The 21849-nt window shown below is 65.8% G+C and carries 24 protein-coding genes; 8 read left to right on the top strand and 16 right to left on the bottom strand.

The features are described from left to right. The first annotated feature begins 20 nt into the window (after positions 1-20). Together hisC and XH83_RS04470 are read left to right on the top strand one after the other, a co-directional pair. A complete protein-coding gene (gene hisC, locus XH83_RS04475) occupies positions 21-1118 on the top strand; it encodes a histidinol-phosphate transaminase (protein WP_194405862.1) in 1098 nt (365 codons plus the stop codon). Then, entirely contained in the window at positions 1115-2053 is a 939-nt protein-coding gene (locus XH83_RS04470; RefSeq protein WP_194405861.1) for a prephenate/arogenate dehydrogenase family protein, read from the top strand. The genes hisC and XH83_RS04470 overlap by 4 nt, the downstream gene beginning before the upstream one ends. Positions 2054-2123: 70 nt before the next feature. Here the strand turns inward: XH83_RS04470 and XH83_RS04465 are convergent, their stop codons facing one another. Further along, positions 2124-3308 carry a DUF2125 domain-containing protein gene (locus tag XH83_RS04465; RefSeq protein WP_194405860.1) on the bottom strand — a complete coding sequence of 395 codons (1185 nt, stop codon included), beginning with the start codon at positions 3306-3308 and terminating at the stop codon, positions 2124-2126. A gap of 110 nt (positions 3309-3418) precedes the next feature. Here XH83_RS04465 and XH83_RS04460 point away from each other — a divergent pair, with 110 nt between their 5' ends. Next, positions 3419-4030, top strand: coding sequence for a gamma-glutamylcyclotransferase (locus tag XH83_RS04460; RefSeq protein WP_194405859.1), 612 nt, complete (start codon positions 3419-3421; stop codon positions 4028-4030). Here XH83_RS04460 and XH83_RS04455 read toward each other — a convergent pair. The 4 genes from XH83_RS04455 to ftsE form a co-directional block, all read right to left on the bottom strand. Further along, a complete protein-coding gene (locus XH83_RS04455) occupies positions 4027-4800 on the bottom strand; it encodes a 1-acyl-sn-glycerol-3-phosphate acyltransferase (protein WP_194405858.1) in 774 nt (257 codons plus the stop codon). The two genes, XH83_RS04460 and XH83_RS04455, sit on opposite strands and share 4 nt — an antisense overlap. 34 nt (positions 4801-4834) lie before the next feature. Further along, on the bottom strand, positions 4835-5539 hold the full coding sequence (locus XH83_RS04450) for a YdcF family protein (protein ID WP_194405857.1): 705 nt from the start codon (positions 5537-5539) through the stop codon (positions 4835-4837). Between the two features lie 230 nt (positions 5540-5769). After that, positions 5770-6738 carry an ABC transporter permease gene (locus XH83_RS04445; RefSeq protein WP_194405856.1) on the bottom strand — a complete coding sequence of 323 codons (969 nt, stop codon included), beginning with the start codon at positions 6736-6738 and terminating at the stop codon, positions 5770-5772. Then, complete coding sequence (gene ftsE, locus XH83_RS04440) at positions 6731-7390, bottom strand: cell division ATP-binding protein FtsE (protein WP_018646542.1); 660 nt, start codon at positions 7388-7390, stop codon at positions 6731-6733. The genes XH83_RS04445 and ftsE overlap by 8 nt, the downstream gene beginning before the upstream one ends. 203 nt (positions 7391-7593) lie before the next feature. On the opposite strand from ftsE, the gene XH83_RS04435 reads away from it, so the two are divergent. Beyond that, the gene (locus XH83_RS04435; protein WP_194408167.1) at positions 7594-8472 is read left to right on the top strand and encodes an MJ0042-type zinc finger domain-containing protein; all 879 of its coding nucleotides are present in this window, start codon (positions 7594-7596) and stop codon (positions 8470-8472) included. Between the two features lie 49 nt (positions 8473-8521). Continuing rightward, complete coding sequence (locus XH83_RS04430) at positions 8522-8896, top strand: response regulator (protein WP_194405855.1); 375 nt, start codon at positions 8522-8524, stop codon at positions 8894-8896. Between the two features lie 130 nt (positions 8897-9026). Here XH83_RS04430 and XH83_RS04425 read toward each other — a convergent pair whose 3' ends face one another. Both XH83_RS04425 and XH83_RS04420 read right to left on the bottom strand, forming a co-directional pair. Further along, positions 9027-10169, bottom strand: a complete 1143-nt coding sequence (locus tag XH83_RS04425) for a DUF4175 family protein (protein WP_194405854.1) — start codon at positions 10167-10169, stop codon at positions 9027-9029. Further along, positions 10157-12094 carry a TIGR02302 family protein gene (locus XH83_RS04420; RefSeq protein WP_194405853.1) on the bottom strand — a complete coding sequence of 646 codons (1938 nt, stop codon included), beginning with the start codon at positions 12092-12094 and terminating at the stop codon, positions 10157-10159. Before XH83_RS04420 ends, XH83_RS04425 begins: the two co-directional genes overlap by 13 nt. Positions 12095-12262: 168 nt before the next feature. Between XH83_RS04420 and XH83_RS04415 the strand changes: the two genes are divergently transcribed. After that, a complete protein-coding gene (locus XH83_RS04415) occupies positions 12263-12646 on the top strand; it encodes a carboxymuconolactone decarboxylase family protein (RefSeq protein WP_018316258.1) in 384 nt (127 codons plus the stop codon). Positions 12647-12793: 147 nt separating this feature from the next. Then, positions 12794-13702, top strand: a complete 909-nt coding sequence (locus XH83_RS04410; protein WP_194405852.1) for an NAD(P)-dependent oxidoreductase — start codon at positions 12794-12796, stop codon at positions 13700-13702. 85 nt (positions 13703-13787) lie between these two features. Here XH83_RS04410 and lysA read toward each other — a convergent pair whose 3' ends face one another. From lysA to argH, 3 genes are all read right to left on the bottom strand, one after another. Beyond that, positions 13788-15053, bottom strand: a complete 1266-nt coding sequence (gene lysA / locus XH83_RS04405) for a diaminopimelate decarboxylase (RefSeq protein WP_194405851.1) — start codon at positions 15051-15053, stop codon at positions 13788-13790. A 23-nt stretch (positions 15054-15076) separates the two neighbouring features. Beyond that, complete coding sequence (locus XH83_RS04400; RefSeq protein WP_194408166.1) at positions 15077-15370, bottom strand: lipoprotein; 294 nt, start codon at positions 15368-15370, stop codon at positions 15077-15079. 94 nt (positions 15371-15464) lie between these two features. Then, positions 15465-16862: an argininosuccinate lyase gene (gene argH / locus XH83_RS04395; protein ID WP_194405850.1), complete on the bottom strand. Its 1398-nt coding sequence runs from the start codon at positions 16860-16862 to the stop codon at positions 15465-15467. 101 nt (positions 16863-16963) lie between these two features. Between argH and XH83_RS04390 the strand changes: the two genes are divergently transcribed. After that, positions 16964-17629 (top strand): TlpA disulfide reductase family protein, encoded by a 666-nt coding sequence (locus XH83_RS04390; protein WP_194405849.1) that lies wholly within the window; start codon positions 16964-16966, stop codon positions 17627-17629. A 4-nt stretch (positions 17630-17633) separates the two neighbouring features. On the opposite strand, the gene XH83_RS04385 is transcribed toward XH83_RS04390, so the two are convergent. The 6 genes from XH83_RS04385 to XH83_RS04360 form a co-directional block, all read right to left on the bottom strand. Continuing rightward, positions 17634-17828 (bottom strand): hypothetical protein, encoded by a 195-nt coding sequence (locus tag XH83_RS04385; RefSeq protein ID WP_142250949.1) that lies wholly within the window; start codon positions 17826-17828, stop codon positions 17634-17636. Positions 17829-17973: 145 nt separating this feature from the next. Further along, positions 17974-18855, bottom strand: a complete 882-nt coding sequence (locus XH83_RS04380) for a 3-hydroxybutyryl-CoA dehydrogenase (RefSeq protein WP_194405848.1) — start codon at positions 18853-18855, stop codon at positions 17974-17976. A gap of 207 nt (positions 18856-19062) precedes the next feature. After that, on the bottom strand, positions 19063-20007 hold the full coding sequence (locus tag XH83_RS04375) for an electron transfer flavoprotein subunit alpha/FixB family protein (protein WP_194405847.1): 945 nt from the start codon (positions 20005-20007) through the stop codon (positions 19063-19065). Then, positions 20007-20756 (bottom strand): electron transfer flavoprotein subunit beta/FixA family protein, encoded by a 750-nt coding sequence (locus XH83_RS04370; RefSeq protein WP_194405846.1) that lies wholly within the window; start codon positions 20754-20756, stop codon positions 20007-20009. Before XH83_RS04370 ends, XH83_RS04375 begins: the two co-directional genes overlap by 1 nt. Positions 20757-20883: 127 nt before the next feature. Then, positions 20884-21456 carry a cob(I)yrinic acid a,c-diamide adenosyltransferase gene (locus XH83_RS04365; protein ID WP_194405845.1) on the bottom strand — a complete coding sequence of 191 codons (573 nt, stop codon included), beginning with the start codon at positions 21454-21456 and terminating at the stop codon, positions 20884-20886. 65 nt (positions 21457-21521) lie between these two features. After that, on the bottom strand, positions 21522-21716 hold the full coding sequence (locus XH83_RS04360; RefSeq protein ID WP_183246976.1) for a twin transmembrane helix small protein: 195 nt from the start codon (positions 21714-21716) through the stop codon (positions 21522-21524). Positions 21717-21849: the final 133 nt, after the last annotated feature.

Raw genomic sequence — 21849 nt, 5'->3', positions numbered from 1 at the left:
CGCCATTTTCGGAGTTCAAGATGTCCCGCCCCGTGCCGAATCCCGGCATTCTCGATATTGCGCCCTACACGCCCGGCAAGAGCCCGGTCGCCGAGCCGGGCCGCAAGGTGTTCAAGCTCTCCGCCAACGAAACACCGTTCGGGCCCTCGCCCAAGGCGATCGAAGCCTTCAGGCGCGTCGCGGATCACCTGGAAGACTATCCGGAAGGAACCTCGCGCGTGCTGCGCGAGGCGATCGGCCGCTCGTTCGGGCTCGATCCCAACCGGATCATCTGCGGCGCCGGCTCGGACGAGATCCTCAATCTGCTGGCCCACACCTATCTCAGCCACGGCGACGAGGCGATCTCGACCACCCACGGCTTCCTGGTCTACCCGATCGCGACCATGGCGGTCGGCGCCAAGAACGTCGTCGCGCAGGAGACCAACCTCACCTGTGACGTCGACGCCATCCTCAAGGCGGTGACGCCCCGCACGAAACTGGTCTGGCTCGCCAACCCCAACAATCCGACCGGCACCTATGTGCCGTTCGACGAGGTCAAGCGGCTGCGCGCCGGCCTGCCCTCGCACGTGCTGCTGGTGCTGGATGCCGCCTATTGCGACTACGTGTCTCGCAACGACTATGAAATGGGGATCGAGCTGGTCGCCACCACCGAGAACACGGTGGTGACGCACACCTTCTCCAAGATCCACGGCCTCGCCGCGCTGCGCATCGGCTGGATGTTCGGCCCCGAGCACATCATCGACGCCGTCAACCGCATCCGCGGGCCCTTCAACGTGTCGACGCCGGCGATGTATGCCGCGGTCGCCGCGATCGAGGACACCGCGCACCAGGCGATGTCGAAGCAGTTCACCGAGACCTGGCGCAATTGGCTGACCGAGGAGATCGGCAAGCTCGGGCTGAAGGTGACGCCGAGCGTCGCCAATTTCGTGCTGATCCACTTCCCAACCGAGAAGGGCAGGACAGCTGACGACGCCGACGCCTTCCTCACCAAGCGCGGCCTCGTGCTGCGCGCGTTGAAGAACTACGGCCTGCCGCATTCGCTGCGCATGACCATCGGCACCGAGGAGGCCAATCGCCTCGTGGTCGACGCCTTGCGCGACTTCATGGCCGGCAAATGAGCGAGCAGACGCACTTCCAGCGCGTCGCGCTGATCGGCTTCGGCCTGATCGGCGGCTCGATCGCGCGCGCTGCGAAGCTTCAGGGGCTGGCGGGCGAGATCGTCACCACCGCGCGCTCCGAGAAGACCCGCGCGCGGGTGATGGAGCTCGGCATCGTCGATCGGGTCGTCGCGACCAATGCGGAAGCCGTGAAGGATGCCGATCTCGTCATCCTCTGCATTCCCGTCGGCGCCTGCGGGCCGGTGGCGCAGGAGATTGCCACGCATCTCAAGCCCGGCGCGATCGTGTCCGATGTCGGCTCGGTCAAGGGTGCGATCGTCAGGGACATGGCGCCACATCTGCCGAAGACCGTTCATTTCGTGCCGGCGCATCCCGTCGCGGGCACCGAGCATTCGGGGCCGGATTCAGGTTTCCCCGAGCTCTTCATCAACCGCTGGTGCATTCTCACGCCGCCCGAAGGCGTCGATGCCGCAGCCACCGATCGCCTGCGCGCGTTCTGGGCGGCGATGGGCGCCAAGGTCGAGGTCATGACGCCGGATCACCACGATCTCGTGCTCGCCATCACCAGCCATCTGCCGCATCTGATCGCCTACACCATCGTCGGCACCGCCGACGAGCTGGCGCAGGTGACAGAGTCAGAGGTGATCAAGTTCTCCGCCGGCGGCTTCCGCGATTTCACCCGCATCGCGGCCTCCGACCCGACGATGTGGCGCGACGTCTTCCTCGCCAACAAGGAGGCCGTGCTGGAGATGCTCGGCACCTTCACCGAGGATCTCGCCAAGCTCACGCGCGCCATCCGCCGCGGCGACGGCGAGGCGCTGTTCGACCACTTCACCCGCACGCGCGCCATCCGCCGCGGCATCGTCGAGATCGGCCAGGATTCGGCGGCGCCCGACTTCGGCCGGCAGCACGGACAGCTCGGCAAGAAGCCGTAGCGACGTCTCCTTGTCTTCCGTCATTCCGGGGCCACGCGCAGCGTCGAACCCGGAATGACGCGCGAACCGATCAATACAACGGCGGGATCTGGCCGACCTTGACCGGGCCGAGCAGCACGGCGCCGTCGACGAACTTCAGCGGGAAGCTGCGCGCCTTCTTGCCTTCCAGCGTGCTCTCGGTGCCGATCGAGTTGATGCCGGCGGCAACGCCGGCATTGGCGTTCTGCTTGATGACCTTGCCGAGACCGGGCACGGCACGATCAAGCGCACCGAACAGATTGTTGAGGTCCTGCGACTTCACGCCGGGCGCCACGCGGTCGAGCGTTGCCTGCGGCACGCCCTCCTCCAGCATCTTCTCGATGCCGAGCGCCGGGATCACGCGCTCGAGGCCCGTCACGGTCATCTGCAATTCACCGTCGAGCCGGCCGTTGGCAGAGAGGCCGAGCGCGCCGGCCGCGATCGCGATCATCTCACCCTGCTGGATCCGCGACTGCACGATCTCGATATGACCGCCGGCGGCCTGGATCTCGCGGAAGCGCTGCGGCCAGGGCTTTGGCATGAGGTCGGAGAGGCCGGTGACCTTGGCGCGGGTGTCGGCCTCGAACGGCTCGGCAAGCAGGGGATGAACGCCCTGGATGCTGCCCTGCGCGACGTGGAGCACGGTCTCGATCACGGGATGATCGGCCGGCGAGCCGTCTGCGAGGCGGCCGTGCAGCTCGATCTGCTTGGCGCGCGCCAGCGGCACCTGCACGCTGCCGTCGAGGCGGTTGAGCGAGGGATCGTCGAACACGAGGGAGGCGCGGTCCGGCACCGCCGGAAGGCCGACCACGCTGCTGCGGCCCTTGCTCCAGTTCACCACGAAGGTGTTCTGCGTGACGCTGTCGGTCAGCGTCGCGGGTGCGGAGAATTCGGCGATGACGAGCTTGGGATCGTACACCTGGGCGACGACCAGGATGTTGTCCAGCTTGGCCGTGAATGGCGTCTTGCTCGCATTCTGCGAGACCAGGGCGACGCTGGCGCCGGAGCACTGGACCTCGAAGCGGAACGGGAAGCCGGCGATCGAGCGCTTGGCGCAATCATAGATGCGGCCGGACTTGGCCTCTTGCGCCCGCCAGGCGTCTGCGGCCACTTCGGCCTGTGAGGCCGCATAGAACCAGAAGCAGCTCCATGCGACGGCAAGGATCAGGACGATAACGGGTGCGATGAAAAGGCCCCAGCGGGAGCGGCGGCCGGCGGCAACGGTCATATTGGACATGCGGCGACCCTTTGATCCCAGATTTTGGCAAATGTAAGCGAGGCGGGCCTGCGACGAAAGGCGGAGAATTTACTTCGCTTGGGGCCTTCGTTCTGGTAGCCGTGCGCGAAATGTCCGAAATCACCCTCCCCTCCGTCACGACAGCCACCGGCGACCTCTGGGTGTTCGGCTACGGTTCGCTGATGTGGCGGCCGGGCTTCGACTTCGAGGAGCGCGTTCCGGCGCGGCTGGTCGGCGAGCACCGCGCGCTCTGCGTCTATTCCTTCGTGCATCGCGGCACGCCGGAGAAGCCGGGCCTGGTGCTCGGGCTCGACCGTGGCGGCGCATGCCGCGGCATTGCCTTCCGCGTGGCCGAGAAGAACCGTGCCGAGGTCGTCGCGTACTTGCGCGCGCGCGAGCAGGTCACCTCGGTCTATCGCGAGGTGATGCGCTCGGTCTGGCTGGAGAACGACGCGCGCCAGCGCGTCTCCGCGCTCGCTTACGTCGTCGATCGCGGCCACGTGCAATATGCCGGCCGGCTGTCGCTCGCCGAGCAGCACCGCCATGTCATCCAGGGCCACGGCCAGTCCGGCGCCAACCGCGACTATGTCACCGCAACGGTGAAGGCGATCAAGGCCGAAGGCTTTCGCGACGCGCAGCTGCATCAGCTTGCATTGATGCTGCATGGTGATGCGCATTCCCTGCACGCGCCTGTACCAGGGCAAGACCGCGAGAGTCGCTAGCGCTCCGCCGGCGTATAGCTCGGCGCCGAGCCGATCAACTGCTCCTGCTCCTTGCGGCCGGCCTCGACGAGGCGGCCGGTTGCCTCTTCGATGGCGGTTTGCACGCGGGAGAGAAACTCGTCCTTCGGCAGGCCCGGCGGCAACGGATCGAGGAACTCCACCACCAGCGTGCCGGGATAGCGCATGAAGGTCCGGCGGGGCCAGAACAGGCCGGAGTTGAGCGCGACCGGCAGGCACGGCACGCCGCAGGACGAATAGATCTGCGCAAAGCCGGTCTTGTAGTCGGGCTCAGCGCCGGGCGCGCGGCGCGTACCTTCCGGAAAGATGACGAGTTGCCGGCCGCTGCGCACTGCCTCGCGCGCGCGTCGCGTCATGTCGAGCAGCGCCTTCACGCCGGCATTGCGATCGATCGCGATCATCCCGGTCTTGACCAGGAACTGACCGAACACCGGGATCTGCATCAACTGACGCTTGAGGATGAAGATCGGCCGATTGAAGAAGCCCGGCAGCACGAACGTCTCCCAGAACGACTGGTGCTTCGCCACGATCACCAGCGGTCCCTGCGGAATCTTCTCCGTGCCCCGGAATTCCACCTTGATGTTGCAGATCACGCGCATCAGGACCAGCGTCGCCTTGGCCCACCATTCGGCGACCGTCAGCATCGCGCGCGGCGGCAATGCGAAGGTCGGCAGCGCCACGATCGCGAGGCACACCAGCACGGCGTAGAACAGCACGTTGAACACGAGCGAGCGCAGGAAAATCAGGAACATCGACGATCCGATTATTTGCCGGTCAATTGGCGTGTCAGTTCGCCTGGGCGGTGGCGGGCCGCTTGAGCTGGTGACCTGCAGGCTGCTCCGACATCTCGGGCGAAAGGTCAATCCCGAAATCCTCCAGCCGCACCCTGATCTCGGCCGCGATGTACTTGACATATTCCGACAGCAGCAGCCGCAAGGTGGAGGCCGAGGTCCACCACGGCTCCTCGCGCCATTTGTCCCCGACCACCGCGAACGGGATCAGCGTCGTTTGCGGCATCGCATGCGAGAATTCCACCAGCGCGCGCGGCATGTGGTAGTTCGACGTGACCACGATCAGCGACTTGAAGCGGCGGCCCTCGGCCCAGCGCCGCGCCTCCGCCGCATTGCCGCGGGTCGAGAGCGCGGTGCGGTCGAGATCGACGCAACAGGTCATGAAGGATTGGTTCTCCGGCAACGTCCTGGAGATGTCGCTCGCCGTCGAGGTCGGATGCACGCCGGAGATCAAGAGCCGCCTGCCGTAGCCGGCAGCGAGCAGCTCCATCGCGTCCGAGACCCGCGAGGAGCCGCCGGTCAGGACCACGATGCCGTCGGCCTTGCGACCCGGCGCGACCTCGGCGCCACGCAATTGCGATAGGAACGCGATGAACCCCGCCGCAGCGCCGACGAAGGCGAGCGCAATCGTCGACACCAATGCCGCGCGCAGCCAGCCGCGAGGCAGTTTCGGCGATCGATCGTCGGTCGGCGAGGCCATGTGATGTCGTTGATCCCTTCCCTGAAGTGATTTTAGGACGTTTTGAGGCGAAGTGGAGTCTCGTTTCTGCACCCTCTCCCCTTGTGGGAGAGGGTGGCTCGACGCGAAGCGGCGAGACGGGTGAGGGGTCTCTCTCCGCGAATTCGCACAGTTCTTTTGCGCCGAGATATACCCCTCATCCGGCGCTTCGCGCCACCTTCTCCCACAAGGGGAGAAGGGAAGAAATGATCTCAATCCACGTCATTCAGCGTCGCAAACAGCGTCTGGCGCGAGGCCACTGCGGTGATCGCGCCGATCAGCACGGCCTGGACCGCCAGTACGATGTAGCCAGACGGCCGCAGCGAGAAGGTGCCGAGCAGCGCGGCGAACTGGTCGCCGACGGGCGTACCGGAAAACCAGCCGGCGATCGACTCGGAGAACCCGAACACCAGCATGGCAGCGCCGCCGCCGATCACGCCGCCCTCGAGGCCCAGGCGGAGGAAATGGCGGAGGAAGTGATTGGCGATGTAGCGGTCGCCGGCGCCGACGAAATGCAGCACCTCGACGATCGGGCGGTTCGCCGCCATGGCGCCGCGGGTGGCGAACGAGACGGAGATGATGGTGGCGACGATGACGAGCGCGAGGATGCCGAGGCCGGCGAGCACGGTGGCGTTGGTCATCGAGCGCATCCGCTCGATCCAGGCGCGGTGATCGTCGACGCTGGCGCCCGGCGCCACCTGGGTCACCCGCGCGCGCAAGGCGCCGAGATCGAGCGGCGTGCCGGGCTGCACGCGCGCGATAATCATGCGCGGCACCGGCAGGTCGTCCATCGCCAGCCCGGTGCCGAGCCAGGGCTCGAGCAGCTTGCCGCTCTCCTCCTTGCTGAACGGCTTGACCTCGACGATTCCGGCTTGCGCGCGCATCGCCTCCGTCACCGCGGCGGTGTCGCGATCGAGATCGCGCCCCGTTTGCGGACGAACCTGGATGGTGATCTCGCTCGCGACGTCGGACTGCCATTCCGCGGCGGACGCACTCACCAGCAGCACGGTGCCCGTGGTCATCGACGCGAGGAAAGTCATGATGGCGACGACGGCGACCAGCGCCCGGCCCTGGATCGAGGCGCGCGGCACGATCGGCGACATGTTGCGCGCCTTGGCCGGCAGCTGCGGACGCTCCTGCCCGAGGTCGACCAGCACGCCGCGCTCGTCTGTCCTACTCATAGACGTGCAACCGTCCCTGGTGCAGCACCAGCCGCCGGGCCTCATACTGGTCCATCAGGCCGATATCATGGGTCGCGATGATGACGGCGGTGCCCGATTTGTTGAGTTCGATGAACAGCCGCAGCAGGCGGCGTCCGAGCGTCGGATCGACGCTGCCGGTCGGCTCGTCCGCAAGCAGCAGCTGCGGCCGCGAGATCACGGCGCGCGCGATCGCCGCGCGCTGCTTCTCGCCCCCCGACAGGATCGGCGGCAGCGCGTCCATGCGGTCGCCAAGCCCGACCCAGCGCAACAGATCGATCACCTCCTTGCGGTAGCTCGACTCGCTGCGGCCCATGACGCGGAACGGCAGCGCGACGTTCTCATACGTCGTCATGTGATCGAGCAAGCGGAAATCCTGGAGCACGATGCCGATGCGCTTGCGCAGATCGGCGATCTCGTCCTTGCCGAGCTGCGAGATGTCGTGGCCGAACAGATTGACGAGGCCCCGCGTCGGCCGATGCGACAGGAACAACAGGCGCAGCAATGAGGTCTTGCCGGCGCCCGACGGGCCGGTGAGGAACTGGAACGAATGCGCCGGAATCTGGAAGCTGAGGTCGCGCAGGATCTCCGGCCCCAGACCGTAACGCAATCCGACATTTTCGAACCGAACCAAGCTCAGCTCCGTTCGAGAGGGGGCGCGGGACACATGGCCGCGCTCCGCCATGCGCGATCCACGGGTTTTGACGCCGTTATGGTTTCCGGTTCGTTAACGGTCGCCCTGTAGCATATTGGTCGCATCCTGGCCGCCCGGTTCTTCCCGAAAGGGTTATGGTCAGGACCTCGTTCAAGTCCTGGTTCATGCATCAAGGCTCGTCCATGCATATCGTCTGCCCCCATTGTATGACATCCTACGCCATCAAGCTTGCGAGCCTTGGGGCGAACGGGCGGGCGGTCCGCTGTTCCCGCTGCAAGGAGACCTGGATCGCCCATGCCGAGGATGCCATCGAGGAGGCGTCCGTTCCGGCCATGGCTGCAGCCAGCCAGGCCGACGACCAATCCGACCTCGCCGAGCAGTGGAACTCCTACGCCAAGGACGACAGCGCCACTGACACGCCCGTTGTCGACAGCCCGTCGATCGCCAGCGACTGGCCCGAGGAAGAGGCCAAGGAAACCGAGGACGAGTGGTCAGCGGCGGCCCGGGAGGTCGAGGAGGAGGGCGCTGGCGTGCAGCACCAATCCTGGTTCCGCGGCCTGTTCAGCCGTCGCGGGGCGCGGGTCAGCCGTCCCGCCGCCACCGCCGCTCCGCGAAAATCCTATTTTGGGCTGCCGACCGCCTGCGCCGCCATGGGCGCGCTGGTGCTGGCGCTGGTGATCTGGCGCGGCGACATGGTGCGCCTGCTGCCGCAGACGGCAGCGTTCTACAAGATGGTCGGGCTCGAGGTGAACCTGCGGGGCCTCGCCTTCAAGGACGTGAAGCTGTCGAGCGAGACCGTGGACGGTAAACAGGTGTTGGTCATCGAGGGCGTGATCGTCGGCGAGGGCAAGAAGCCGCTCGACATCCCGCGGCTGCGCTTTGCCGTGCGCGACGCGCAAGGCGCGGAGATCTACGCCTGGAATACGGTGCTGGAGCAGACCGTGCTGCGGCCCGGCGAGCGCGCCTTCTTCCGCTCGCGTCTCGCCTCGCCGCCGCCGGAGGGCCGCAATATCGACGTGCGCTTCTTCAACCGGCGCGACATTGCCGGCGGCAGCGTATAATCAGCTTGTAGGGTCCCGCACGGGAAGGTTTGTCCCAGAGGTTGATCTGATGCCGAAAATCCTGATCGCCGACGACGAGGATTCGATGCGCACGCTCGTGGCGCGCGCCATCGCCATGGACGGCCACGAGACCGTCACCGCGCAAGACGGCGCCGAGGCGCTGGAAATCCTGAGCCGCGAGGACGGCGCCTTCGACCTGCTGCTCACCGACATCCAGATGCCCGTCATGGACGGCATCGCGCTGGCGCTCTCCGCCGCGCGCGATTTCCCTGATCTGACCATCCTCTTGATGACCGGCTTTGCCGACCAGCGCGAGCGCGCATCGAACCTCAATGCGCTGGTGCACGACGTCGTGACAAAACCATTCTCGGTCGCGGATATCCGCACCGCGGTGGCGGACGCGCTGGCGGCAAAGAAGGGGTAGCCATGGATTCCGCTGTCATGCCCCGGCTTGACCGGGGCATCCAGTACGTCGCGGCCCCTCGGATGACCCACTAGCTTCCCGGAATACTGGATCGCCCGGTCAAGGCCGGGCGATGACACCGAGTGTACCGTCAAAAATCCTTCAGCAGCCGCTCGATGTAATCGAGCTCGATCTGCGGGCGCGAGCTGTCCCCCAAGCGGCGGCGGAGCTCTTCGAGGATGCGACGGACACGCTGGGCGTCGATCTCACCGGGGATCTTGACGGTGTAGTCGTCGCTGAGATCGCGGCCGTGCAGCGGGCGTCCCAGCGGATCGGTCTGATTGCCGCCGCTCTGCTGACGGCCGGCCCGATTGCCGGGACCATCGTTCTGCCCGTCGCCATCGCCCTGCTGCATCGCTTCGGCCATCTTCTGCGCGCCCTTGCGCATGGCGTCGAGCGCCTTGCCCTGCGAATCCACGGCGCCGTCGGCATTGCCCTCGCCGAGCTTCGAGCCGGCATCACCCATGGCGCCGTCCGCGGTGTCGAGGCTGCCATCATCGCCGTCGTCGCCGTCCTGATCGCCGTTCTGGCCCTGGTCCCCCTGCTGGCCTTTCTGTCCCTGCTGTCCTTTCTGACCCTTTTGTCCCTTCTGCGCGAGACCGCGCTTGGCAAGCTCGTCCTGCAGCTTCTTCAGGCGGTCGCGCAGCGACTGCTGATCCTGCTGCAGATCCGACATCGACTGGTCGCCCTGCTGCTTGCCGCGCGAGCGGTCACGCCGGGAATCCTGGCCCTGCTTGAACGTCTTGTCGCGCAATTGCTGCTGCTTGCGGATCATGTCGCTGAGCTCGTTGAGCGCCTGCTCCATCTCGCTTTCGCCGGATTGCCCGGGCTGCGCCATCTGGAGGTTTTCCATGATCTGCGCCAGCTGCTCGAGCAGGCGCTGGGCGGCCTCTTTATTGCCTTCGCGCGCCGCCTTCTCGATCTGCCGCAACAGGTCGTCCAGATCGCGCTGCGTGATGACGTTGCGGTCACGGCTGGAGGATTGGCTCCGTTCCGTCGCCCGCTTGTACTCCTCGAGCTTCTGGATCGCGTCGGACTGGTTGCCCAGGCTCTTGCCGGATTCCTTCTGCCTGAGGCTGTCGCCGGACTCCTGCATCGCCTTTTCGGCGCTGTCGAGCAGCGCGTCGGGATCCTGATCCAGCTGGGCCGCAACCGGGGTAACGCTTCCCAACAGGAAGGCGAGGCAGGCGATCGACATCGCCTTCAAGACTGGCACGCGCGCTAGCTTCCGCATTTCCGGTCCCGCGTAAACTGGTTGGCCTTGTCGTCCCCCGCCTTGTTGGCACGGTTGTTCGCCGACTTCCGATAGGCCTGAAGCTGCTCGCGCAACGCGTCCTGCTGCTGCGCCAGCTCGGCGAGCTGCTCGGGCGTCGCATGCTGGGTCTTCTGTCGCAGCTCGATCGCCTTGTCGAGAATGAGCTGGACCTCGGCGGGGAACGGCTGCCGGGCACCGAGCGGATTCTGTTCGGCGCGGCGGGCGAGATCGCGCACCTTGCCGGCCATGGCCTCGCGGAGTTTCTGCGTCAACACTCTCAGCTCGTCCTCGCTGGCGCCGCGGTCGAGCGCCGCCTTGAGCGCGTCCTGCGCCGAGCGCAGCGCGGCGTTGACGCTGCCGGCGACACCATCGTCCTCGATGGTGGTCGCGAAAGCCCACATGCTCGCCACAACATTGCGCAGCGCATCGTCGGTGCGGGCGGCCTCGAGCTGGCTCGCGAGACTGCGGAGGCCGAGATAGCAGCCGGCGTCCGGCGTGAACAATTCGGGTGCGATCATCAGCGCATCGAGCGCGGTGTAGACGTCCGAGTTCCTGTTGGCGTCGAGCGCGAGGATGCGGCGCTGCTCGATCAGCGCGCGCGCCAGCGAGTTGGTGAAGAGACGTTCCGGCAGGCGCATGTTGAAGGGCTCGCTTCGCGCCTCGTTGCCGGCTTCGTCCTTGGCGGTGAGCGTCAGCGTGACGTCGGCACCGGCATAGGGATCCTCGCTGAGGTCCTTCACGGTCTGGCCGACGCCGTTGCGGGTGCGCGCGTTCGGGAGCACGAGCGGGAATTGCGGCGGCTGGAACAGCGGCCGCGGCGCGGCCTTCCCGTCGGAATCCTTGGCTCCGTCTTTGGCGTCGGCGCGGCGCAAGGCGATGTGCGCGTTCGCGCCGGTGACGCCGTAATCATCCTCGATCTTGTAGGAGAGCTGGAGCCCGCCGCGCGCCTGGCGTTCGGGATCCTTGGCAAGCGCGATCGTCGGCGCATGGTCCGGCGTTGCGGCAAACGCCCATTGCGGCTGGCCGGAGGGCGCGCGGACATGCGCGGTGCCGTCGGTGGTGATGGTGAAATGCTTCTCGTTGGTGCCCTTGGGTGCGGCTTCCGTGGGGGCGACCTCCTTGAGGCCACCGGAGACGACGACATCCAGGCTGCCGCCGGAGGAGCGCACGATCAGGGTGGAGCCGGCGGGAACGGCAAGCGGGCCGGACGCGGGCAGGGCCGCGGCCTCCTTGTTGGCGGCCGACAGGATGACCGGCGGCTTGCCGGTATAGAGCGGCGGCGTCACCCAGGCGTCGACGCGAACATTCGCGGGCGCCAGCACGCCGTTCCAGTCGAAGGCGGCGCCGAGCCGCATCGCCCGCTCGTCGCCGGCGGCGATGAAGGTTGCAACCAGCATCACCATGATCAGCGCGCGCAGCGCCCAGGGATCGTGGAGCGCAAGCCGCGGATGCGGCAGACCGGCGCGGATGCGCTTGAGCGAGGCCAGCGTGCGTTCGCGCTGCGCCTGCCACAGCGCCTGCGCGACCGGATCCTGCGAGGACAGCGTGTCCGTCAGCGTCGTGGCCGGGCGGTGACGGATGCCGGAGCCACGATCGAGCCGGCCAAGTGCCTCCTCGCGGCTCGGCCAGCGGAAGCGAATCAGGGGCAACAGGGCCGCAATGGCGATGCCGGCGAAAACGACGAGACCGATGGCACGGGCCATGAAAGGCAGCGCCAGCCAAAGGCCGGCCCAGGACACCGCCAGGAACAGGCCGACGACGGTCAGAAGCCGCGCCAGATGTGGCCAGGCACGCTCCCATGCGATGGCATAGAGGGCCCGATCCAGGGCCTGCGCCAGCTTCAACCGCGACAGAGCGTCACTGTTGCGGATCGGGTCTGACGGGTCGGGGGTGACGCCGTTCAATCAACTCTCCAGGTTGCCCGGTGGAGCGAAGCCTATCACAACGGCAGCACTGAGGCATCCGTTCCGGTACGGGAGACACCCCTTTTCCCGCATAACACGAGGACGTGACTGGCTCGCCCCAACCCCGTAATTTCCGCGCGTGATCCGAGGGAAACGAGAGGAAACGCCATGGACAAGAAGATGCACGACAAGGGCCTGGAAGTCCGCAAAGCGGTGCTGGGCGAGGCCTATGTCAACAACGCCCTGAAGAACGTCGACGACTTCAACCGTCCGTTCCAGGAGATGCTGAACGAATATTGCTGGGGGACGGTGTGGGGCCGCGAGGAGCTGCCGCGCAAGACCCGCAGCATGCTCAACATCGCGATGATCGCGATCCTCAACCGCCAGCACGAATTCCGCGCGCATCTGAAGGGCGCGCTGACCAACGGCGTCAGCCGCGAGGAGATCCGCGAGATCCTGATGCAAGTCGCGATCTATGGCGGCATGCCCGCCGCGGTCGACAGCTTCCGCATCGCGCGCGAGGTGTTCGCGGAGATCGACGGCAAGGCGTGAGATGCAGCGCCAATCTCCGCTGCCGTCCGGGACAAGCGAGCTCGGGAAAACGCGTAGCGTTGTCCCGAGCGGAGCGCAGATCCGGGACGACAGCGGGGATGGAGCGAGCACTTACACAACAACGAAGAAGAAAGAAAAGGAAACACCATGGACATCGGATTCATCGGCCTCGGAAACATGGGTTTCCCGATGGCGCGGCGGCTGATCGAGGCAGGGCACAGGCTCGTCGTGTTCGACACGCGCAAGGACGTTATGGGCAAGCTCACGGCGCTCGGCGCGACCGCCGCAACATCGCCGAAGGACGTCGCCGATCAGGTCGAGACCGTGATGGCGAGCCTGCCTTCGCTGCAGGCTTCGCTCCAAGTCGCAACGGGAGCGAACGGCGTCGTCGAGGGCAGCCGCGCCAAACGCTTCATCGATCTCTCCACCGTCGGCTCGGCGATGGCCGTGACGATTCACGGCCTGCTCGCCAAGCGCAACATCGTGCAGATCGACTGCCCGGTCTCCGGCGGCGTCGGCGGCGCCGAGAAGGGCACGCTGGCGGTGATGGTCTCCGGACCTAGGACCGAGTTCGAACTGCTCAAACCCGCGCTCGACGTGATCGGAAAGGTGTTCTTCATCGGCGAGAAGCCCGGCGCGGCGCAGACCATGAAGCTCGCCAACAATTTCCTGTCGGCCACCGCGATCGTGGCGACGTCGGAAGCGGTCGTGATGGGCGTGAAAGCCGGGCTCGATCCCGCCGTGATGATCGACGTCATCAATGCCGGCTCCGGCATGAACACGGCGAGCCGCGACAAGTTTCCGCGCGCCGTGCTGCCGCGCAGCTTCGACTTCGGCTTCGCCACGGGATTGATGGTGAAGGACGTCCGGCTGGCGCTGGCGGAGATGAAGCAGCTCGGCCTGTCGATGGAAGTCGCCGACGCGGTCGGTAGGTTATGGGAGACCGTGATCGCCGCGGAAGGCGCCGAATCCGATTTCACCGCGGCGATCAAGCCGATCGAGAAGAAGGCGGGCGTCGTCGTGGGTGGGGCGAAAGGCGGATTGGCGGGGAAGTAGCCGTCCCAATCTCCACTGCCGTCCCGGACAAGCGCGCCCAAAGCGCGTGCTGATCCGGGACCCTCACGGTCAGACTACGACACACTCACAGCCACGGCGCCGGCTTATCCATCGCGATCAGCTGCTCGACCTCGATGCGCGGGCGCACCACGGCGTATTGGTCGTCCTTCACCAGCACTTCCGGCACCAGCGGCCTTGTGTTGTAGGTGCCGGCCTGCACCGCGCCATAGGCGCCGGCGGTCATGATGGCGAGGAGATCGCCGGGCGCGGGCGTCGGCAGCGTGCGGTCGAGCGCGAGATAATCGCCGGTCTCGCAGACCGGGCCGACGACATCGGCCATGATGGTCGCCGCGCCCTTTGGGGCTTGCGTCACCGGCAGGATGTCGTGATGCGCCTCGTACAGCGTGGGGCGGATGAGGTCGTTCATCGCAGCGTCGATGATGACGAAATTCTTGCCGTCGCCATGCTTCACATAGATCACCTTGGCGACCAGGATGCCGGCATTGCCGACGATCATGCGGCCCGGCTCGAACATCAGCGTGCAGCCGAGATTGTGGCTGACGCGCTTGACCATGGCGGCATAGGCGGCCGGCGCCGGCGGCGCCTCGCGGTCCATGTAATAGGGAATGCCGAGGCCGCCGCCGAAATCGACGTGGCTGATGTTGTGGCCGTCGGCGCGCAGCGTCTGCACGAATTCGGAGAGGATGCGGAACGCGGTCTCCATGCCCGAGAGGTCGGTGATCTGGCTGCCGATATGCACGTCGGTGCCGGTCACCTCGATGCCCGGCAGCTTCGCGGCGCGCGCATAGACCTCGCGGGCATGCACGATCGGGATGCCGAACTTGTTCTCGGACTTGCCGGTGGAGATCTTGGCGTGGGTGCCGGCATCGACATCCGGGTTGACGCGCAGCGAGACGCGCGCGGTCTTGCCCATCTCGGTCGCAATCCGCGACAGCAGCTCGAGCTCGGGCTCGGATTCCACGTTGAGGCAGAGGATGTCGGCGGCAAGCGCAGCGCGCAGCTCGGTTTCGGTCTTGCCGACACCGGAGAAGAGAATCTTGTTTGGCGGAATGCCGGCCGCCAGCGCACGCTTCAATTCACCGCCCGAGACCACGTCGGCGCCGGCGCCGAGCTTGGCCAGCGTGCGCAGCACCGACTGGTTGGAGTTCGCCTTCATGGCGTAGCAGACCAGCACCTTCTCGCCGGCGAAGGCGTCGGTGAAGACGCGATAGTGCCGCTCCAATGTCGCGGTCGAATAGCAATAGAACGGCGTGCCGACGGTCGCGGCCAGCTCGGACAGGTTCACCGCCTCGGCGTGCAGTACGCCGTTGCGGTAGTCGAAATGGTTCATGGCTTAGGCTCGGTTGTCCCGGCTTATTTTCTGCCGGGAGGTTCGTCCAGGAGCGGGTCGAGAATAAACGGTTTCTTCCGGCCCTTGGCCGCCGCCGGCTCGGCATCCGCACCTGAGCTGGGATTGAACATGCTCGACGTCTTCTGGGCTGCGGTGTCGGTGTTGGTCGAAGCCGCGCCGTTGGGCGCGGGTGCGTTGGTGGCCGTCGGCGGCAAATCCAGCGGACCCTTGCGGCCGCAACCGGCAAGCGCAAGCGCCGTCAGACTCAAGACAATGATGGCCCACCCCGAGCCGGCCGGGCGAAACTTTGACGTCACGACGAAATCCCCAATACGCGGGCCGCACCATACAGAGATTGGCGCGCTCTGGCGAGAGCCCGGATGACCATGAAACATCAGCGAAATTTTGCCTTCAGCCCAATTTCCGCTCTTTTTCCAGCCGCTTCGCCCACGCTTTGGCCTGGGCCGTCACGTTCTTCGGCGCGGTACCGCCGAAGCTGGTGCGGCTCTTCACCGACGATTCGACCGAGAGCACGCCGAACACGTCCTTGGTGATTTTCGGCTCGATCGCCTGCATCTCCTTGAGCGGCAGCTCGTGCAGCGCCACGCCGCCCTCGGCGGCCTTGGCGACGATGCGGCCGGTGACGTGATGGGCGTCGCGGAACGGCATTTTCAGCGTCCGCACCAGCCAGTCGGCCAGGTCCGTCGCGGTGGCGTAGCCCTCGCCCGCAGCGGCCTTCATCCTGGCTTCGTCGGGCACGAGGTCGCGGACCATGCCGGTCATGGCGCGGATCGCGAGCGACAGCGCGGCAAAGCCCTCCATCGCGCCCTGCTTGTCCTCCTGCATGTCCTTTTGATAGGCGAGCGGCAGGCCCTTCATCACGATCAACAGGCCGTTGAGCGCGCCGATGACGCGGCCGGTCTTGGCGCGCACCAGCTCGGCGGCATCCGGATTACGCTTCTGCGGCATGATCGACGAGCCGGTGGTGAACTTGTCGCTGAGCCGGATCATGCCGACCAGCGGTGAGGTCCAGATCACGATCTCCTCGGCAAAGCGCGACATGTGCACGGCGCAGATCGAGGCCGCCGACAGCGTCTCCAGCACGAAGTCGCGGTCGGAGACGGCATCGAGCGAGTTCGCCATCGGGCGATCGAAGGCAAGCGCCTTCGCGGTGGCGTGGCGATCGATCGGGAACGAGGTGCCGGCCAGCGCGGCGGCGCCGAGCGGGGATTCGTTGAGCCGCTTGCGCGCATCCTGGAACCGTCCGCGGTCGCGCGCGGCCATCTCGACATAGGCGAGCAGATGGTGGCCGAAGGTCACGGGCTGCGCGGTCTGCAGATGCGTGAAGCCGGGCATCACGGTGCCCGCGTGCTCCAGCGCGCGCTCGACCAGCGCCTGCTGGAACGCCGCCAGCGCCGCATCCGTCTCGTCGACGATGTCACGGACATAGAGACGGAAGTCGGTCGCGACCTGGTCGTTGCGCGAGCGCGCCGTGTGCAGGCGGCCGGCGGCGGGACCGATCAGCTCGGACAGGCGGCTCTCGACATTCATATGAATGTCCTCGAGCGCGCGCTTGAATTCGAAGCCGCCCTTGCCGATCTCTGACAAAATCGTGTCTAGACCCTTGCCGATATTTTTCGCATCAGAACCCGTGATGATGCCTTGGTTGGCGAGCATCGCGGCGTGGGCCTTGGACGCGGCAATGTCTTGGGCGAAGAGGTGACGATCGACGTCGATGGAGACGTTGATCTCTTCCATGATCTCATCGGGACGTTCCGAGAACCGGCCGCCCCACATCTTGTTGCTCATGATCCCCTGCTCACGCCTTGATGTGCCGCACGTTTGCTGGCCGCCGCCAGCCGTATTAAGAGGCCTCTGATAGCCATATCTGCGACCGGATGACAAACGATATGCTCGACAAGAAGCCCTCCGCCACGCGCCGGGTCCCCCTCGTGATCGCCACCGTGGCGGTCGGGGGCCTGGCCGGCTTCGCCGCGCTGTACGGGCTGGGCCTGAGCCGGGCGCCCTCGGGCGATCCGACCTGCAAGCCGGCGGTCGCGACGGCGCAAAAGATCGCTCCCCTCGCCCATGGCGAGCTGGCGGCGCTGACCATGGCGAGCGCCCCCCTGAAGCTGCCGGACCTCGCCTTCGAGGATGCCGATGGCAAGCCGAAGAAGCTGTCGGATTTCCGTGGCAAGACGCTGCTGGTGAATCTCTGGGCCACCTGGTGCGTGCCGTGCCGGAAGGAAATGCCGGCGCTGGACGAGCTGCAGGGCAAGTTGTCGGGCCCGAATTTCGAGGTGGTGGCGATCAATATCGACACCCGCGACCCCGAAAAGCCGAAAAACTTCCTGAAAGAGGCCAATCTTTCAAAGCTGAGCTATTTCAGCGACCAGAAAGCCAAGGTTTTTCAGGATCTTAAGGCAATAGGCCGGGCCCTGGGCATGCCGACCTCGGTGCTGGTCGACCCGCAGGGCTGCGAGATCGCGACGATCGCGGGGCCGGCGGAATGGGCGAGCGAGGACGCGCTCAAGCTGATCCGCGCGGCAACCGGCAAGGCCGCGGCGGCGCTTTAGAAAGTCAGGCGGTGACGTTGAGATTGCCGCCGACGCCAGGGCCGACATTGGCGAGCGAGGGCTGACCGGCACCGAGCAGCGTCAGGACGGTGGATTTCTCCATATCCGCGTTCTGCTTGCTGAGCGTCGCCGCAATATTCGACTGCAGCGCACCTTGCTGAGCGGCCAGCATGGTGCTGACCATTGCCATCATGTCCATTACGCGAACCCTCGTACTCGCCGTAACCTAGGCGCGAGAGGTTAACGCGACATGAAATGTCACAGAGGCTTGTGAAGTGGCCGTATTCCAGCCCTCCAGCGCATCGCTGACGCGCTGCGCCGCGTCGGGGGGCACGAGACCACGCTTAACGCGTCGGAACCGGCTTGGCGCCGCGGTAGTCGTAGAAGCCACGCTGGGTCTTGCGGCCGAGCCAGCCGGCCTCGACGTATTTCACCAGCAGCGGGCACGGGCGGTACTTGGAATCGGCGAGGCCCTCGTGCAGCACCTGCATGATGGAGAGGCAGGTATCGAGGCCGATGAAATCGGCAAGCTCGAGCGGGCCCATCGGATGGTGCGCGCCGAGCTTCATCGCCGCGTCAATCGCCTCGACGTTGCCGACGCCTTCGTACAGCGTGTAGATCGCCTCGTTGATCATCGGCAGCAGAATGCGGTTGACGATGAAGGCCGGGAAATCCTCGGAGACCGCGACCTGCTTGCCGAGCTTGGAGACGAATTCCTTGGACGCCTCGAAGGTCGAATCATCGGTGGCGATGCCGCGGATCAGCTCCACCAGCTCCATCAGCGGCACCGGATTCATGAAGTGAATGCCGATGAAGCGCTCAGGCCGGTCGGTGGCGGCCGCAAGCCGTGTGATCGAGATCGAGGAGGTATCGGAGGCGACGATGGCCTCCGGCTTCAACACCGCGCAGAGCTCATGGAAGATCTTGCGCTTGACCTCTTCCTTCTCGACCGCGGTCTCGATCACGAGATCGCAATCGGCGAGGTCGTCAAGCTTTTCGGCGGGCGTGATGCGCGCCATCGCCTTGGCCTTGTCGTCCTCGGAGACGGCCTTCTTGGAGACCTGGCGCGCCAGATTGCCGTTGATGGTGGCCATGCCCGATTTGAGGCGGTCCGCCGAGATGTCGTTGAGCACCACGTCGAAGCCGGCGAGCGCCGCGACATGCGCGATGCCATTGCCCATCTGCCCCGCGCCGATCACGCCGACCTTCTTGATCACTGCCGCCATAATGTCATCCACCGGAACGGCGCGCAGATCGCGCCTGTCTATCCCCCGAGCCGGGAGGTCTGATTTGATCAGGAGCTGATTTAATCAGAACCCGGGCTCGAAACCTAGATTGGATCGCTTCCCCGGCGTGCCCCCCGCCAAAGAAAACGCTTCAGAAATGAAACACCGGCCGGAGTTTATACCTCCGGCCGGTGTTTACGACGTCTTTTACTTGCCGAGCTTGCCGAGTTCGGTCGTCAGCTCCGGAACCGCCTGATAGAGGTCGGCGACCAGGCCGTAATCGGCAACCTGGAAGATCGGCGCGTCCTCGTCCTTGTTGATCGCGACGATCACCTTGGAGTCCTTCATGCCGGCCAGATGCTGAATGGCGCCGGAAATGCCGACGGCGACATAGAGCTCGGGCGCCACGACCTTGCCGGTCTGGCCGACCTGCCAGTCGTTCGGCGCATAGCCGGCATCGACCGCCGCACGCGAGGCACCGACACCGGCCCCAAGCTTGTCGGCGAGCGGCTCGATGTACTTGGCAAAATTCTCACGGCTTTGCATGGCGCGGCCCCCGGAGACGATGATCTTGGCCGAGGTCAGCTCGGGACGGTCGCTCTTGGCAACTTCCTCGCCGACGAAGGTCGACAGGCCCGGATCGGCCGCACCCTGAACGGTCTCGAGCGGCGCGCTGCCACCCTCGCCCGCAGCGGCGAAGGTCGAGGTCCGCACCGTGATGACCTTCTTGGCGTCCTTCGACTTCACGGTCTGGATGGCGTTGCCGGCATAGATCGGACGCTCATAGGTGTCGGGGGCGACCACCTTGATGATCTCCGAGACCTGCATGACGTCGAGCAGGGCGGCGACACGCGGCATCACGTTCTTGAAGCGCGAGGTCGCGGGCGCGACGATCGCGTCATAGCCGGATGCCAGCGAGACGATCAGCGCGGCCAGCGGCTCGGCCAGATCGTGCGCGTAGAGGTCGCCATCGACGAGCAGCACCTTCTTCACGCCGGCGAGCTTGGTCGCGGCATCGGCCGCGGCCTTGGCGTTCTGGCCGGCGACCAGGACTTCGACATCCGCGCCGAGCGCGGCGGCCGCGGTCAGGGCCTTGTTGGTCGCATCCTTGAGCGACGCGTTGTCGTGTTCGGCAATCAGAAGCGTCGTCATCAGAGCACCCCGGCTTCGTTCTTGAGTTTCGACACCAGCTCGGCGACGTCCTTGACCTTGACGCCAGCCTTGCGGCCCGCCGGTTCAGTCGTCTTGAGAACCTCGAGGCGCGCGGCGACGTCGACGCCGTAGTCAGCGACGGCCTTCTCCGCGATCGGCTTCTTCTTCGCCTTCATGATGTTCGGCAGCGAGGCGTAGCGCGGCTCGTTGAGACGGAGATCGGTGGTGACGATCGCCGGTCCCTTCAGCTTCACGGTCTGCAGACCGCCGTCGACTTCGCGGGTGACCTTGAAGTCAGAACCTTCGACCTCGAGCTTCGAAGCGAACGTCGCCTGCGACCAGCCGAGCAGCGCGGCCAGCATCTGGCCGGTCTGATTGCTGTCATCGTCGATCGCCTGCTTGCCGAGGATGATGAGGCCCGGCTGCTCTTCTTCGGCGACCTTCTTCAGGATCTTGGCGACCGCGAGCGGCTCGACTGCGCCTTCCGCCTTCACCAGGATGCCGCGGTCGGCGCCCATGGCAAGACCAGTGCGGATTGTCTCCGACGCCTGCGCCGGTCCAATGGAGACCACCACGACCTCGGTCGCCTTGCCGGCTTCCTTCAGACGCAGCGCTTCCTCGACCGCGATTTCGTCGAACGGGTTCATCGACATCTTGACGTTGGCGAGTTCAACGCCCGATCCATCGCCCTTGACGCGGACCTTGACGTTGTAATCGACCACCCGCTTTACCGGCACTAAGACCTTCATCGATCCTCTTTCACTCAATTTGGGAGGGGGGTTATCAACTGGCGCGGAACCTAAAGGCCTGATCTGCCCCGGTCAACGCGCGAACGGGCCTAATTTTGGCCTTCTGAAATGCAGCGGTCTCGATGGGTCAGCGGTTCTGGCCCGGAACCCAGAGCACGTCGCCGGAGCCGTTACCGTTGGCGGCTCGGCTGGCCACGAACAGGAAGTCAGACAGGCGGTTCATATATTGGATGCCAGCCGCGCTGACCGGCTCGCCGGGCCGGGCCGCCAGTTCCACGATCACCCGTTCCGCCCTGCGGCATATCGTGCGCGCCACATGGAGATGGGCCGCGGCCGGCGTGCCGCCGGGAAGCACGAAGGAGGTCAGCGGGGCAAGCTCGTCGTTGAGCGCGTCGATGTCGCGCTCGAGCCGCTCGACCTGGCTCGCTACCACCCGCAGCCGTTCCGCCTTGCCTTCGCGCTCGGGCACCGCGAGATCAGCACCGAGATCGAACAGATCGTTCTGGATGCGGCCGAGCATCGCGTCGAGCTCGGCCATGCCGCCGGCATGGAGCCTGACGATTCCGATCGCGGCGTTGGTCTCGTCGACAGTGCCATAGGCCTCGACGCGCAGATCGTATTTCGGACGCCGCTCGCCGGTTCCAAGCGCCGTCGTGCCGTCGTCACCGGTCTTGGTGTAGATGCGGTTCAACGTGACCATGGGGTCCTCTTGAGTTGAGGCATGATCCTGTCGGAAAACCGCTTCACACTTTTCCGGATCATGCCCTAGCGCCCCATGGCCCAGACCGCGGCCATCGCGATGACGATCGCCACGAACTGAAGCAGCACGCGCCAGCGCATCAGCTTCTGCGAGGTGTCGGGCGAGCCGCCACGCATCATGTTGACGAGACCGAGCAGCAGCACCAACGCCACGGCACCGACCGCGATCGGCAGGATAAAAGTACTCAGGATAGATGCCATTCGGGGGTGATAACACCATGTGCGCCGGTCCGCCATGGTGCAGCGGCAGCCGCCGGCGCCCTTCTACGCGCGTCCCGGAATGACAGCGGGGCGTTTCGCGAACTGGCTTTTGGGCCAATAATGTCAGATGGTA

Origin of the sequence: Bradyrhizobium sp. CCBAU 53351, from assembly GCF_015291745.1 — a bacterium.
GTDB lineage: Bacteria > Pseudomonadota > Alphaproteobacteria > Rhizobiales > Xanthobacteraceae > Bradyrhizobium.
This window is presented reverse-complemented; position numbering and strand designations above follow the sequence as displayed.